The organism is Octadecabacter sp. R77987, from assembly GCF_042466115.1.
Classification (GTDB): domain Bacteria; phylum Pseudomonadota; class Alphaproteobacteria; order Rhodobacterales; family Rhodobacteraceae; genus SW4.
The window spans coordinates 1,668,623-1,681,997 of sequence record NZ_JAXHBQ010000001.1 but is presented as its reverse complement, the minus strand read 5'-3'; the positions used below and the strand labels follow the sequence as shown (position 1 = coordinate 1,681,997).

Here is a 13,375-nt window from a genome sequence, read left to right as displayed (position 1 = left end):
CGGCGGGGATATTTTGGGCAAGATGAGATTGGGGCGTTGTGGTGATTTCGGTATCTGAGGATGTCTTTCGATTGGCCGAGGTGTTCACCATTTCGCGCGGGTCGCGGACCGAGGCCAAGGTTTTGACCGTGCGTGTGGCGCGCGACGGTGTCACGGGCTGGGGCGAATGTGTGCCCTATGCACGCTATGGCGAAACGCTTGAAAGCGTAGCCGCACAGGTGCGCGGGTTGCCGGGTGGGATTGACCGAGTTGCCTTGCAGGATGCTTTGCCAGCCGGGGCGGCCCGAAATGCCGTTGATTGCGCGCTATGGGATTTGGAGGCGAAACAGACGGGGCGGCGTGTTTGGGATCTGGCTGGCTTGGCTGCGCCGCAGCCTGTTATCACGGCCTTTACCCTGTCCTTGGGTGAGCCGGATGCGATGGAAGCCGCTGCGCGCAAACATGCCCATCGCCCGCTACTGAAAATCAAACTCGGCACGCCCGATGATATGGCCCGCCTAGAAGCGGTGCGTCGCGGTGCGCCAGACGCGCCAATTATCGTCGATGCGAACGAGGGGTGGAGTGCCGAGGTTTACAGTGACCTTGCCCCGCATCTGGTGCGCCTTGGCGTGCAGCTGGTGGAGCAGCCCCTGCCTGCGGGCGCTGACGACCTGCTGGGTGAAATCGCGCGCCCTTTGCCGGTTTGCGCTGATGAAAGCTGCCATGATCGCGCCAGCCTGCCTGCGCTGAAGGGCAAGTATGATGTGGTGAATATCAAGCTGGATAAAACAGGTGGATTGACCGAGGCGCTGGCGTTGCGCGATGCGGCCCGCGCGCAGGAGTATGGCGTGATGGTCGGCTGCATGGTCGGGTCGTCACTGGCCATGGCGCCCGCGGTGCTGGTTGCGCAGGGCGCGCAGGTGGTTGACCTTGACGGCCCGCTGCTTCTGGCCGAAGACCGTGACCAGCCATTGCAATACGATGCAGCGGGCGTGCATGCCCCCGCCGCAGCCCTTTGGGGATAGGAGACAGATCATGACCCGCACAGTTTACGTTAACGGAGAGTATTTGCCCGAGGGTGAGGCCAAGGTTTCGATCTTTGATCGCGGGTTCCTGTTTGCCGATGGCGTTTACGAGGTGACCAGCGTGCTGGGTGGCAAGCTGATTGATTTCGCGGGCCACGCCAAGCGGCTGGAGCGGTCGCTGAATGAGTTGGACATGCGTAATCCGATCAGCAGTGATGACCTGCTTGAGGTGCACCGCGAACTGGTGCGCGCAAATGAGATTACCGACGGGATGATCTATTTGCAGATCACGCGCGGTGCCGCCGCTGACCGTGATTTCGCTTTTCCGGGCGACGATGTTGAGCCGACGATCGTGCTGTTTACCCAGTCCAAACCGGGATTGGCCGACAGCCCTGCCGCCAAGGTGGGCATCAAGGTGATCAGCATTGCCGACGAACGCTGGGGCCGGCGCGATATCAAGACGGTGCAACTGCTTTATCCATCCATGGGCAAGATGATGGCCAAGGCCGCAGGCTGTGATGATGCGTGGATGGTCGAGGATGGCGCGGTGACCGAGGGCACATCCAACAACGCCTATATCGTCAAGGGCGATACGATCATCACCCGCCATCTGGGCAATGAAATCCTGCACGGGATCACCCGCGCCGCGGTGCTGCGGTTCGCCCGCGAGGCACAGATGAAGGTCGAGGAGCGTGCATTTACGATTGATGAGGCCATGGGCGCAGACGAGGCGTTTATTACCTCGGCCAGCACGTTTGTGATGCCTGTGGTCGAAGTGGATGGCACTGCGATTGGCACAGGCAAACCCGGCCCCGTGGCGGCGCGCCTGCGCGAGATCTATCTGGAAGAAAGCCGCAAAGCCGCCGTTTAACCCTCGCGATCAGTGACGTTTTCTTTGAAGGCCACGGCAAATTTCGCCTGCTTTTCGGCGCTCGCCTCGGTCTGGTTTGCCGCGCGCCAGTCGTCGTAGGGCATGCCATAGAAGGCTTCGCGCCCAGCGGCCTTATCCATGTCGATGCCGCGTCCGTTTGCGGCTTCCTGATACCAGCGCGACAGGCAGTTGCGGCAAAAACCAGCCAAATTCATCATGTCGATGTTTTGCACATCGGGCCGGTCCTGCATCAGATGTTTTTGCAACCGGCGGAATGCAGCGGCTTCGATTTCGAGTTTGGTTTGGGCGTCCATTGTAGCCTCCTTTGGATCAGAGATTGGCACGGATACGCGCCGCTTCAAGGATTGGTGCGAGGCGTTCGGCCCATGCGATCTGATCCTCGAAGCTGTCAATCAGGTCATTGCGCAACTCGACCAGCGCGTTCGGGCGGCCCATTTGCAGGGCATGGCGGTCAACCGTGTCGCCGGGCAGGTGACCCGCGTAGGGCTCGTTATCACCGACCGTCAGGTCAGGCTCGGCGCGCAATAATTCGATCAGCGGTCCAGGCAGACGGTCGTCGCCTTCATGCAGAATGCCGATTTCCCACGGGCGGGGCGGGCGGCCATTCAATTGCGGCGTAAAGCTGTGGATCGACAGGATGATCGTGTCGTCCTGCCGTGCGGCCATTTCGGCAAGTGCGCCGTGGTAGGGGTCGTAAAGCGCGCGGCGGCGGCGCTCCAACTCATCAATGCCGGCGTGGCGGTTCGCGGGAATAACCGTGCCATCGTAGATTTTCATCAACAGGGTCGGATCATCAAGCCCGCGGTTCGGGTCGATCACAAGGCGCGAGAAGTTCGACAGGATCGCCGGGGCGTCCAGCAAGGCCGCAAGCGCGTGGGTTACGCCTGCCGCGCCCACATCATAGGCGATGTGGCGGTGCATGTCTTCGGCGTGCAGCCCCAGATCGCCGCCATTGATCCAGTCGGGGACGGCGTTGGTGGCGTGATCACAGACGACCAGCCATTTCGCGGGTCGCTCTGCGCCGACGATTTCAAAAGGGATATGAGTCACTGCTACGTCTGACGCCTGTTATGTCTGTTTCATTGCATTTAGAATAGTTGTGGCGGGAAGTGAATTGCGTAATAAGGCGTCAACAGTGGCGTTAGCGGTAACGGCACGCAGAATGACCTAAAAGGACGACCCAGATGAAACGCTCTCGGAATGTGAAAATTGTTGCGACACTTGGGCCGGCGTCCAACGACGAAAAGATGATCCGCGCCCTGCACGAGGCGGGCGCAGACGTATTTCGCCTGAACATGAGCCACGGAGATCACGAAGAAATACGCGCCCGCCATGCGATTATCCGCAAGATCGAGGATGATCTGGGCAGCCCGATCGCGATTCTGGCCGATTTGCAGGGGCCCAAGCTGCGGCTTGGTGTGTTCGCGAACGAGGAGGAAGAACTTGAAGTGGGTGCGCCCTTCCGCCTGGACCTGAGCGACGCGCCCGGCGACGTGCACCGCGTGCAACTGCCCCACAAGGAAATCTTTGACGCGCTCGAGCCCGGCTCGCACCTGCTGGTGAACGATGGCAAGATCAAGCTGCGGGTCAAGGATTGTGGCGCTGATTTCGCCAATTGCGAAGTTGTCGTTGGCGGCACCGTGTCCAACCGCAAGGGCGTGAACGTGCCCGATGTTGTGCTGCCGCTGGCTGCGCTGTCGGAGAAAGACCGCAAGGATCTGGAGTTCGTGTGCGAATTGGGTGTCGACTGGCTGGCGCTGTCTTTTGTGCAGCGCCCCGCCGATGTGGACGAGGCGCGTAAGCTGGCCAAAGGGCGTGCCGCGATCCTGTCCAAGATCGAGAAACCCGCCGCCGTCAAGGCGTTTGACGATATTCTGGCCGTGTCCGACGGGATCATGGTGGCCCGTGGCGATCTGGGCGTGGAACTGCCGGTGCAGAACGTCCCGCCGATCCAGAAACAACTGGTGCGTAAGTGCCGCGCGGCGGCCAAGCCGGTGATCGTTGCCACTCAGATGCTGGAATCGATGATCGACAGCCCGATGCCGACCCGCGCCGAAGTGTCCGATGTGGCCACGGCCATCTATGAAGGCGCGGATGCCATCATGCTGAGTGCGGAAAGCGCCGCCGGGTCTTTCCCGATCGAGGCCGTGCAGACCATGAACAATGTCGCGATGGAGGTCGAGGCCGATCCGACCTATCGCGACATTATCGAATCCTCGCGCCGTGCCGACCGCAAGAGCGTGGCAGACGGCATTGTCGCCGCCGCGCGCGAAATCGCGGAAACGGCGGATATCAAGGCGATTTGCTGTTATTCCGAATCCGGCACCACCGCGCTGTTGGTCGCGCGCGAACGTCCGCGTGTGCCGATTGTTGCCTTGACCACGATCCAGAAAACCGCACGCCGGTTGTGCCTGACATGGGGCACCAATTGCGTGATGTCCGGTGACGTCAACCGCTTTAAGTCGGCGGTGATCGAAGCGGTGCGCGCGGCTGTGTCCCAAGGGGTCGCAACGAAAAAGGATATGATCGTCGTGACCGCGGGCGTGCCGTTCAATACGCCCGGGTCGACGAATATCCTGCGCGTGGCGCCCTGCGAGGAACGTTTGATCTTTGCTGCGGAAACAGAGTAACCTTTCCCTAACGTAACGGGTGAGAGGTTTTGGGGCGATAAATCCTGACGTGATGCTGGTGATCGGACTGATTGTTGCGGCCTTTTCGATCCCGCCTATTTTGGGCGCACTTGCCGAAGGGCGCGCGCCCCGTGCAGCCGCGATCATGGTTCTGATCGGCGGGGGTTTGATCGCCCTTGCCGTGTCACAGAAACCCAGCGGCTATTCGATCAATGAAATCCCTGATGTCTTTGTGCGGGTTGTTGGGCAGTTTATCCGCTAAATCCGCTTGCTTTGATTGCCGGTGCGTCCTATAGCACCGCTTCAACCCGCGCGTCCGGCCGAAATGGCATGCCGAGTCGCGCGTTCGACCGACCCGAAAGAGGAGACGGAAATGCCGAAGATGAAGACAAAATCGAGCTGCAAAAAGCGGTTCAAGGTGACGGCCTCGGGCCGCATCAAAGCTGGTCAGGCAGGCAAGCGCCACGGCATGATCAAGCGTTCCACAAAATTCATCCGTACCGCCCGCGGCACGACAATTCTGGCCAAGGCTGATGAAAAGATCATCAAGCCTATGATGCCATACGCGCGCTAGGGAGGACGGAACATGCGAGTTAAAGGCGGAACCGTCACCCATCGTCGTCACAAGAAGGTCACTGATGCGGCCAAAGGCTATTATGGCCGTCGCAAAAATACCTTTAAAGTCGCAGCGCAGGCTGTCGACAAGGCGAACCAATATGCAACCCGTGACCGCAAGAATCGCAAGCGCAGTTTCCGCGCGCTGTGGATCCAGCGGATCAACGCCGCCGTGCGCAGCCATGACGAGGCGCTGACATACAGCCGCTTCATCAACGGCCTGTCGTTGGCCGGGATCGAGGTCGACCGCAAGGTGCTGGCCGATCTGGCCGTTCACGAGCCAGAAGCGTTTGGCGCGATCGTTAAGCAAGCTCAGGCTGCTTTGGCGTAAGCGTTCCAACGCAAGCGAAATGCAAAGCCGCGGAGCCGAAAGGTTGCGCGGCTTTTTCGTTTGGGATGGGGCGCACAGTTGCGCCCCCCGCCCCATTTGGGTAGCACCATCGGGACCACAGACAGGACGCTATGATCATGGACGATCTGAAGAACAAATACCTTGGCCTGATTGCCGATGCGGGTGACGAGGCGACGCTGGAAGACCTGCGCGTGCAGGCCGTTGGCAAGAAGGGCGAAATCAGCCTGCAAATGCGCGAGTTGGGTAAAATGACGCCCGAAGAACGCCAAATCGCTGGCCCCGCGCTGAATGCGTTGAAGGACGAGATCAACAGCGCCTTGGCCGCGAAGAAGGCCGCACTGGGTGACGCCGCACTTGATGAACGTCTGCGCAGCGAATGGCTTGATGTCACCCTACCTGCGCGCGACCGTCGTGTGGGCACGATCCATCCTGTGTCGCAAGTTTGGGAAGAATGTACCACGATCTTTGCCGACATGGGCTTTGCCGTGGCCGAAGGCCCGCAGATCGACAGCGACTGGTATAACTTCGATGCGCTCAACATCCCTGGCCACCACCCCGCGCGCGCGGAAATGGACACGTTTTACATGCACCGCGCCGAGGGCGATAACCGCCCGCCGCATGTGCTGCGCACCCACACCAGCCCCGTGCAAATCCGCCATATGGAAAAGCACGGCGCGCCGACGCGGATCATCTGTCCGGGTCGTGTGTATCGCGCCGATTACGACCAGACGCACACACCGATGTTCCATCAGGTCGAAGGGCTGGCGATTGACAAGGATATCTCGATGGCCAACCTGAAATGGGTGCTTGAGGAGTTCTTTACCGCCTATTTCGGCACTACCGTCAAAACCCGTTTCCGCGCCTCGCACTTCCCTTTCACCGAACCTTCGGCCGAAGTGGACATCCAGTGTTCGTTCGAAGGCGGCACCGTGAAAGTGGGCGAAGGCGACGACTGGCTTGAGGTGCTGGGTAGCGGCATGGTCCATCCCAAAGTGCTGCAAGCGGGCGGGATTGATCCGGCGCTGTGGCAAGGGTTCGCGTTCGGCATGGGCATCGACCGGATCGCGATGCTGAAATACGGGATACCGGATTTGCGCGCGTTCTTTGACAGCGATTTGCGGTGGCTGCGACACTACGGGTTTGCTGGTTTGGCTGTGCCCACGATCAGGGGTGGGGTTTGACCAGTGCTTTTAAAGCGAGTCTTGGGAGGAGTTTTAGGTCTATTGACAGCTATTGTGCTTCTTCTGGCCGTTTATCTGTTTCTTCAGTTCATGATGGAGGTCCTGAACGCTCGCAGCGTTCGAATGAGAGTTCCGGTCGCGTTATTAATTCTTCCGATTGCCGGCTTTTTCGTTGGACTCAAAATAGGTCCCAAATTGCTTGACGATTTTAGTATTTCTTGGACTGAGTCTACCGTCCTCAGGGGAGCGATATTGTTGCCGCTGGGTTGGATGGGCTCTATTCTTCTTATTATTTGGGGGTTTGAGCCCCGTCCATTTAACAACGGATTAAGATATCTTAGTTCGTCCAATCTGGAGCTCTTAATGGCTTGGCTCTTCATCCCGATAGTTTTGGCAGCTTCAGTTTTCACAATTTACTATCTCGTTAAGGGAAAGAAGTAGTTAAATAGCGCCCGAACCGCCCCCCACGGGGCGGGCGCTTTACGCCCACCCCTCGGATCGGGCGCGGCATTGGGGATAGCGAGGCGCACATGACCGATGACATCGAAGACCTGCAACAGACCTACCCCGGCGCCGGAACGTTCAAGTTCGGCGATAGTGCCGAGCTGTGCCAGCGTCTGATCAAACTGGTCCGTCAGGGCAAGAAAACCGCAAGCTGCGGCGCGGCGTCCGAATTTGCGGATGAACCCGAAGCGATGCCTGTCGTCGGCCGCTGCGATATCGCGGCCAACTGGGATGGCACGCCTGCGCTGGTGATCAAGACCGTGAAGGTCGAGGAGGTCCGGTTTTGTGACGTTACCGAGGAAATGGCGCTGGCCGAGGGCGAAAACGAAACCCTGCTGGGTTGGCGCAAGGATCACAAGGCGTTTTTCAAGCGCAACGGCGGCTATGATCCAGAAATGTTGCTGATTTTTGAACACTTCGAGCTGGTCGAAGACCTGCAGGGGCGCGAACTGAACTAGGGGCGCGCGGTGACAAACGTGGCCCCGCCAACTGCCCGCCGCGTGGTATTGCCCGATCCCATTGATTGATCAATCCGGCGCACGGGCGTTTCTTCTGCTGCCGCACCACAGCCGATCCGGCCAATCGCGGTTTCAATCGTCGAGCGATCGCACTCCTGATCTGCCGCGCCTTTGGTGGTCAGCCGACCGGGCGCCGTCGTCGCCGCAACCTCTGCTGCTTCGTGATCCATCACAAGTTTGATCGCCAATGGCGACAGCATCAGGCTTAGCCCGAAAACCAACAAGATATGCCCGCGATATTCCATCACGCATCCATCCAACTCACACGTCCCCACCCGTTCTTAACCTTACGTAAACCATAACTTTGCGGCAAATCCACGACAGACTGGCGGTGATTTCATGCCGCCTTTCCCCGCACTGCCACATGGGTTAAGACCACGCTGATCACAGACACGAGTGCCAAAGGGCAAAGACATGAAATTCACGCTAAGCTGGCTGAAATCGCACCTTGAAACAGACGCAAGCGTCGATGAAATCACCGAAGCCCTGACCGATCTGGGGCTTGAGGTCGAGGGGATTGAAAACCCTCTGGCCAAGCTGGATGCATTCACGCTGGGCTATGTCACCCATGCCGAAAAGCATCCCGATGCGGACAAGCTGCGCGTGTGCAAGGTGGACACGGACGAAGGCGAGCTACAGATCATCTGCGGCGCGCCCAATGCCCGCCAGGGGATTACCGTGGTCGTGGCCAAGCCCGGTGTCTATGTTCCGGGCATTGATACGACCATCGGTGTGGGCAAAATCCGCGGCATCGAATCCTATGGCATGATGGCGTCGGAGCGCGAATTGGAGCTGTCCGACGAACACGATGGCATCATCGAATTGCCCAGCGGCAAGGTGGGCGAAAAATTCACCGACTGGCTGGCGGAACATGATCCCTCCAAGGTGGATCCCGTCATTGAAATCGCGATCACCCCGAACCGCCCCGATGCCTTGGGCGTGCGCGGCATTGCCCGTGATCTGGCGGCGCGTGGCTTGGGCGTGATGAAGGACCACACGGTTGATCCGGTGCCAGCGACATTCCCGTGCCCCGTGACGGTGACGATTGACGACGACACCCTGCCGCAAGCGCCCGTGTTCTATGGTCGCGTCATTCGCGGTGTGAAAAACGGCCCCAGCCCCGCATGGATGCAGGATAGATTGCGCGCCATTGGCTTGCGCCCGATCAGTTTCCTTGTCGATGTGACCAACTTTTTCACCTACGATCTGAACCGCCCGCTGCACGTGTTTGACGCGGACAAGATCGCCGGAAACGCCCTGCGTCTGCACAAGGCCAAGGGTGGCGAGACCCTGATCGGGTTGGACGATAAGGAATACACATTTCAGGACGGCATGACGATCATTTCGGACGCTGAAAAGCCCGAAAGCATTGCCGGTGTCATGGGTGGCTTGGAAACCGGCTGCACGATGGATACGGTCAATGTCTTTGTCGAGGCTGCTTATTTTGACATGATCCGCACCGCCTACACGGGCCGCGCGCTGAAAATCAATTCCGACGCGCGCTATCGCTTTGAACGCGGGATTGACGCGGCTTTCACGCCCGAAGGGTTGGAACATGCCGTGCGGATGATCGTGGATACTGTCGGCGGTGAGGCTTCCGAGGTCGTTCTGGCCGGTTCACAACCCGATTTCGCGCGTGCCTACAGGCTTGATACGGATCGCTGTTCCTCGCTTGTCGGGATGGACATCCCCGCAGATGTGCAGCGCAAGACCCTGACCGATCTGGGCTTTGTGATGGAGGGCGATATGGCCCATGTGCCGTCATGGCGCCCCGATGTGCAGGGCGAGGCTGATCTGGTCGAGGAAGTCGCGCGGATCGCGTCCCTGAGCGGGCTGGTTGGCAAGCCGCTGCCGCGCGTGCGCGCAGGTGTGCCTGCCCCCGTGATGACGCCCGCGCAGAAACGTCAGCAGATGGCGCGGCGCACCTGCGCGGCGCTGGGCTATAACGAATGTGTCACTTACAGCTTCATTGATCAGGCCTCGGCGGCGCTGTTTGGTGGCGGTGATGACGCGACGATGCTGCAAAACCCGATTTCGTCCGAGATGTCACATATGCGCCCAGCGTTGCTGCCCGGCCTGTTGCAGGCCGCAGCGCGCAATCAGGCGCGTGGTTTCATGGATATGGCCATGTTCGAGGTCGGCGATGCCTTTGCCGGCGGTGAACCGGGCGAACAACATGGTATGGTCACCGGCCTGCTGATCGGGCGCACCGGCCCCAAGGACGTGCATGGCGCATCGCGTGCTGTTGATCTGTTCGACGCCAAGGCCGACTGCGAGGCTGTTCTGGCCGCCATCGGTGCCCCTGCCAAGGTGCAGATCATGCGTGACGGGGATGCATGGTGGCATCCGGGGCGGCACGGCAAGGTCTGTCTGGGGCCGAAAAAAGTGCTGGCCGTATTTGGCGAAATCCACCCCAAGGTGCTGGCCGCGATGGATGTCAAAGGTCCGGCGATGGGCTTTACCATCTGGCCCGAAGAGGTGCCTTTGCCGCGCAACGCGGGCGCAAGTCGCGGCGCTTTGGATGCCGCCGATTTGCAGGCGGTGGAACGCGACTTTGCCTTTGTCGTCGACGCCGATGTCGCGGCCCTGACGCTGGTGAATGCGGCGGCGGGTGCCGACAAGGCGCTGATTGACGGCGTGCGCGTCTTTGATGAATTCATCGGTGGCACCCTTGGCGAGGGCAAGAAAAGCCTTGCGATCACCGTGCGCCTTCAGCCCACCGATGCGACCTTGAAAGAGGCCGACATCGAAGCTGTGAGCGCCAAAATCGTCGAGAAAGTGACAAAGGCAACCGGTGGCACGCTGCGCGGTTAGCGCGCGGCGATTGCTTCGGCCAGAACATCGAACACCAGCCTGATCCGCGGGCTGGTGTGAATCTCGCGGTGCGTGACCAGCCAGATCGGAAAGGTAACGTGCAATTCGTCGGGCATGATGGCTTCCATGTCGGGTGCGCGTTCGCCGTGGTAAATATCCATCGGGCAAATGCCCAACCCCGCGCGGCCAAGTTCCCAAGCGACCATGCCGTTTTCAGACGAGGATCGAAAGGATTCCGGCGTCACCGGAATATCCATTGCGACCATAAAACCAACCATGCGGTCCACATCGCCAAATGACACCCAGTCGTGTTTTGCCAGCTCTGCGCGGGTGGTCGGGCGACCGTGTTTGTCGAGGTAGGATTTCGATGCATAGAAATACCCCATCGCATCCAGCACCAAACGCGCCACAAGGTCGGGCTGTTCGGGGCGTTGATGGCGGATTGCGATATCGGCCTCGCGGCGCATCAGATCCTGAATGTCGTTGCTGGCAATCACGTCGATATGCAACTGCGGTGCGATTTCACGCAAGGATGCAACGACCTTGGGCAGGAAGGTCGCGGCGGTAATGTCGCTGGCGGTGATGCGCACCTGCCCACTGACTTCGGAACGCTGCCCGCTGGCCGACAGGGCGACACGTTCCGCGGCGACCCCCATGTCGCGCGCGTGGGGCAATAGCTTGCGGCCTGCATCCGTCAGGTCAAGCCGCCGTCCGACCCGTTCAAACAACATCACACCCAGCTGGTCCTCAAGCGCGGCAACTTGACGGCTAAGGGTTGGTTGCGTCAGCCCCAAGGCGCGCGCAGCAGCGGAAAGCGAACCAGAGTCCGCGGTCGCCAGAAAGGCGCGCAGGTGGGTCCAGTCGGGAGTTGATTTGGCTTGATCCATGCGAAAACGTATATGGAAACTACGTATTTCGTCAATTCCAAGCTGATCCATGCATATGTAAGATGGTTTCAGAAAAAGGGATACAACATGACAACCGCAAGTTTCTGGGACAAACGCGCCCGCAAATATGCCGCCTCGAAGATTGCCGACCAGGCGGCCTATGAATACACCCGCGAACGCACCCGCAGCTATCTGGCGTCCACGGACACGGTGCTGGAAATGGGGTGTGGCACCGGATCGACCGCGCTTGAACTGGCCCCGAACGTAAGGCAGATCATCGGGACGGATGTGTCCTCCGAGATGGTCAAGATCGCCACCGAGAAGGCGCATGACCAAGGCGTCGCCAATGCCAGCTTTCGTGTGGCACCGGTGGATGCGGCCCTGGATGGGCCGGAACCTGTGAATGTGGTCACGGGGTTCAATATCTTTCATCTGGTCCGCAACCGTGAAGGGATTTTCGGTGACATTCATCGCAAGTTGCCGACGGGTGGCCTGTTTATTTCCAAGACGCCATGCCTTTCCGAACCCTCGATCGGGATCAAGCGCTTTGCCTTCGCTGCGATGATTCCGCCGATGCGCTTGTTGGGTATCGCGCCCTATGTATCGCGGTTCAGCTTTGCGCAGCTTGAAGGGGCGATCCGCGATGCCGGTTTCGACCTTATCGAGGTGGGAAGTTTCCCGGCGATGAGCCGCTATATTGTTGCCCGCAAGCGTTAACCCTGTGCCAATGATGTGCTAGCAACGATCCGAAACAAGCGGAGAATTGTGATGCTGAAAGTCTATCTATCCGGCGAAATCCACACCGACTGGCGCGAACAGATCATCGACGGGGCCAAGGGGCTGGATGTGACATTCCACAGTCCCGTCACCGATCATGACGCGAGTGATGATTGCGGTGTGGCGATCCTTGGGGCTGAGCCGGACAAATACTGGCACGACCACAAGGGCGCTATGGTCAACGCCATCCGCACCCGCAAGGGCATTGCCGATGCGGATGTGGTCGTCGTGCGCTTTGGCGACAAGTATAAACAGTGGAACGCGGCGTTTGACGCGGGTTATGCCGCCGCGCTAGGCAAATCCCTGATCGTGCTGAGCGGGCCAGACCACCAGCACCCCTTGAAAGAGGTGCATGCGGCGGCACTGGCTGTGGCCGAGGAACCCGCGCAGGTCGTTGAAATCCTGCGCTATGTTTTGACGGGTAAGGTGGGTTCGTAATCCACCCGGATCAGGGGCGCGGCGGAATGTTGCGCCCTTTGGCAGCCGCAGGGCGCGCAAAGAAGCGATCCACATAGGCAGGCACGTTCGTGAGGTCGTTGTAACCGGTGACATCCTTGGCCCCGTAGAAATCCAGCGCGTTCAGCCATGGGGCCAATGCGATATCGGCGATGCTGAAATCACCGGTGATCCAGTCTTTGCCGTCCAGTTCCTGTTCAACCACCGCCAGCAGGCGCTTGGCCTCGCCGATATACCTGTCACGTGCGGTCGGGTCGTCCATTTTGGCACCGGCAAATTTGTAGAAGAACCCAAGCTGGCCGAACATCGGGCCAACACCACCCATCTGGAACATCACCCATTGGATCGTGCGGGCCTTGTCGCTGGCGGTCTTGCCCATCAGCTTGCCGGTCTTTTCCGCAAGATAGATCAGGATCGCGCCGCTTTCGAACAGTTGCAGCGGGCCGTCTGGGCCGTTGGGATCAATGATCGCGGGGATCTTGTTGTTGGGGTTCAGCGACAGGAAGGCATCGGATTTCACATCTGCATCAGCAAGGGTCACAAGGTGCGCTTCATAGTCCAGCCCAAGTTCTTCTAGCGCGATGGATGCCTTGACGCCATTGGGTGTTGGGAACGAATAAAGCTGGATCACGTCCGGCCGGGTCGCGGGCCAGCGTGTCGTGATAGGAAATTTTGAAAGATCGGTCATGTCTGGCCCCTTTGGCTGTGTTGCATTTTGACCTAAACCCGCCGAGGCCGTAAAAAA

At 59.5% G+C, this 13,375-nt stretch carries 16 protein-coding genes; 11 read left to right on the top strand and 5 right to left on the bottom strand.

The genetic code is table 11. From position 1 onward, the window contains the following. The first annotated feature begins 38 nt into the window (after positions 1 to 38). The gene (dgcA, locus tag SJY21_RS08540) at positions 39 to 1,004 is read left to right on the top strand and encodes an N-acetyl-D-Glu racemase DgcA (RefSeq protein WP_377508954.1); all 966 of its coding nucleotides are present in this window, start codon (positions 39 to 41) and stop codon (positions 1,002 to 1,004) included. A 10-nt stretch (positions 1,005 to 1,014) separates the two neighbouring features. Further along, complete coding sequence (locus SJY21_RS08535; protein ID WP_377508951.1) at positions 1,015 to 1,875, top strand: D-amino-acid transaminase; 861 nt, start codon at positions 1,015 to 1,017, stop codon at positions 1,873 to 1,875. On the opposite strand, the gene SJY21_RS08530 is transcribed toward SJY21_RS08535, so the two are convergent. Continuing rightward, the gene (locus SJY21_RS08530) at positions 1,872 to 2,189 is read right to left on the bottom strand and encodes a DUF1244 domain-containing protein (RefSeq protein WP_377508948.1); all 318 of its coding nucleotides are present in this window, start codon (positions 2,187 to 2,189) and stop codon (positions 1,872 to 1,874) included. The two genes, SJY21_RS08535 and SJY21_RS08530, sit on opposite strands and share 4 nt — an antisense overlap. A gap of 16 nt (positions 2,190 to 2,205) precedes the next feature. Continuing rightward, a complete protein-coding gene (locus SJY21_RS08525; RefSeq protein WP_377508945.1) occupies positions 2,206 to 2,946 on the bottom strand; it encodes an N-formylglutamate amidohydrolase in 741 nt (246 codons plus the stop codon). A 134-nt stretch (positions 2,947 to 3,080) separates the two neighbouring features. Here SJY21_RS08525 and pyk point away from each other — a divergent pair, with 134 nt between their 5' ends. The 6 genes from pyk (at position 3,081) to SJY21_RS08495 (ending at position 7,636) form a co-directional block, all read left to right on the top strand. Further along, a complete protein-coding gene (gene pyk, locus SJY21_RS08520; protein WP_377508942.1) occupies positions 3,081 to 4,526 on the top strand; it encodes a pyruvate kinase in 1,446 nt (481 codons plus the stop codon). A gap of 52 nt (positions 4,527 to 4,578) precedes the next feature. After that, a complete protein-coding gene (locus SJY21_RS08515; RefSeq protein WP_377513198.1) occupies positions 4,579 to 4,788 on the top strand; it encodes a hypothetical protein in 210 nt (69 codons plus the stop codon). Positions 4,789 to 4,899: 111 nt separating this feature from the next. Next, positions 4,900 to 5,100, top strand: coding sequence for a 50S ribosomal protein L35 (gene rpmI / locus SJY21_RS08510; protein WP_148056568.1), 201 nt, complete (start codon positions 4,900 to 4,902; stop codon positions 5,098 to 5,100). A 12-nt stretch (positions 5,101 to 5,112) separates the two neighbouring features. Continuing rightward, on the top strand, positions 5,113 to 5,472 hold the full coding sequence (rplT, locus tag SJY21_RS08505; RefSeq protein ID WP_377508938.1) for a 50S ribosomal protein L20: 360 nt from the start codon (positions 5,113 to 5,115) through the stop codon (positions 5,470 to 5,472). A gap of 137 nt (positions 5,473 to 5,609) precedes the next feature. Beyond that, positions 5,610 to 6,674 (top strand): phenylalanine--tRNA ligase subunit alpha, encoded by a 1,065-nt coding sequence (pheS, locus tag SJY21_RS08500; RefSeq protein ID WP_377508935.1) that lies wholly within the window; start codon positions 5,610 to 5,612, stop codon positions 6,672 to 6,674. A 530-nt stretch (positions 6,675 to 7,204) separates the two neighbouring features. Then, entirely contained in the window at positions 7,205 to 7,636 is a 432-nt protein-coding gene (locus SJY21_RS08495; RefSeq protein WP_377508932.1) for an ASCH domain-containing protein, read from the top strand. Here the strand turns inward: SJY21_RS08495 and SJY21_RS08490 are convergent. Then, positions 7,633 to 7,941: a hypothetical protein gene (locus SJY21_RS08490; RefSeq protein ID WP_377508929.1), complete on the bottom strand. Its 309-nt coding sequence runs from the start codon at positions 7,939 to 7,941 to the stop codon at positions 7,633 to 7,635. The two genes, SJY21_RS08495 and SJY21_RS08490, sit on opposite strands and share 4 nt — an antisense overlap. A 169-nt stretch (positions 7,942 to 8,110) precedes the next feature. On the opposite strand from SJY21_RS08490, the gene pheT reads away from it, so the two are divergent. Next, positions 8,111 to 10,510, top strand: a complete 2,400-nt coding sequence (gene pheT / locus SJY21_RS08485; protein WP_377508926.1) for a phenylalanine--tRNA ligase subunit beta — start codon at positions 8,111 to 8,113, stop codon at positions 10,508 to 10,510. On the opposite strand, the gene SJY21_RS08480 is transcribed toward pheT, so the two are convergent. Further along, complete coding sequence (locus SJY21_RS08480) at positions 10,507 to 11,397, bottom strand: LysR family transcriptional regulator (protein WP_377508923.1); 891 nt, start codon at positions 11,395 to 11,397, stop codon at positions 10,507 to 10,509. The genes pheT and SJY21_RS08480 overlap by 4 nt on opposite strands. An 87-nt stretch (positions 11,398 to 11,484) precedes the next feature. Between SJY21_RS08480 and SJY21_RS08475 the strand changes: the two genes are divergently transcribed. Then, positions 11,485 to 12,114: a class I SAM-dependent methyltransferase gene (locus SJY21_RS08475; RefSeq protein WP_377508920.1), complete on the top strand. Its 630-nt coding sequence runs from the start codon at positions 11,485 to 11,487 to the stop codon at positions 12,112 to 12,114. A gap of 51 nt (positions 12,115 to 12,165) precedes the next feature. Next, positions 12,166 to 12,612 (top strand): YtoQ family protein, encoded by a 447-nt coding sequence (locus SJY21_RS08470; protein WP_377508917.1) that lies wholly within the window; start codon positions 12,166 to 12,168, stop codon positions 12,610 to 12,612. Positions 12,613 to 12,622: 10 nt separating this feature from the next. Here SJY21_RS08470 and SJY21_RS08465 read toward each other — a convergent pair whose 3' ends face one another. Then, a complete protein-coding gene (locus SJY21_RS08465; protein WP_377508914.1) occupies positions 12,623 to 13,318 on the bottom strand; it encodes a glutathione S-transferase family protein in 696 nt (231 codons plus the stop codon). Positions 13,319 to 13,375 lie beyond the last annotated feature (57 nt).

Coding starts and splice junctions, on each gene's coding strand:
- SJY21_RS08530 (WP_377508948.1), bottom strand. CDS start 2,189: ATGGACGCCCAAACCAAACTCGAAATCGAAGCCGCTGCATTCCGCCGG.
- SJY21_RS08475 (WP_377508920.1), top strand. CDS start 11,485: ATGACAACCGCAAGTTTCTGGGACAAACGCGCCCGCAAATATGCCGCC.
- pheT (WP_377508926.1), top strand. CDS start 8,111: ATGAAATTCACGCTAAGCTGGCTGAAATCGCACCTTGAAACAGACGCA.
- pyk (WP_377508942.1), top strand. CDS start 3,081: ATGAAACGCTCTCGGAATGTGAAAATTGTTGCGACACTTGGGCCGGCG.
- SJY21_RS08465 (WP_377508914.1), bottom strand. CDS start 13,318: ATGACCGATCTTTCAAAATTTCCTATCACGACACGCTGGCCCGCGACC.
- rplT (WP_377508938.1), top strand. CDS start 5,113: ATGCGAGTTAAAGGCGGAACCGTCACCCATCGTCGTCACAAGAAGGTC.
- SJY21_RS08495 (WP_377508932.1), top strand. CDS start 7,205: ATGACCGATGACATCGAAGACCTGCAACAGACCTACCCCGGCGCCGGA.
- SJY21_RS08480 (WP_377508923.1), bottom strand. CDS start 11,397: ATGGATCAAGCCAAATCAACTCCCGACTGGACCCACCTGCGCGCCTTT.
- SJY21_RS08470 (WP_377508917.1), top strand. CDS start 12,166: ATGCTGAAAGTCTATCTATCCGGCGAAATCCACACCGACTGGCGCGAA.
- pheS (WP_377508935.1), top strand. CDS start 5,610: ATGGACGATCTGAAGAACAAATACCTTGGCCTGATTGCCGATGCGGGT.
- SJY21_RS08515 (WP_377513198.1), top strand. CDS start 4,579: ATGCTGGTGATCGGACTGATTGTTGCGGCCTTTTCGATCCCGCCTATT.
- SJY21_RS08535 (WP_377508951.1), top strand. CDS start 1,015: ATGACCCGCACAGTTTACGTTAACGGAGAGTATTTGCCCGAGGGTGAG.
- SJY21_RS08490 (WP_377508929.1), bottom strand. CDS start 7,941: ATGGAATATCGCGGGCATATCTTGTTGGTTTTCGGGCTAAGCCTGATG.
- rpmI (WP_148056568.1), top strand. CDS start 4,900: ATGCCGAAGATGAAGACAAAATCGAGCTGCAAAAAGCGGTTCAAGGTG.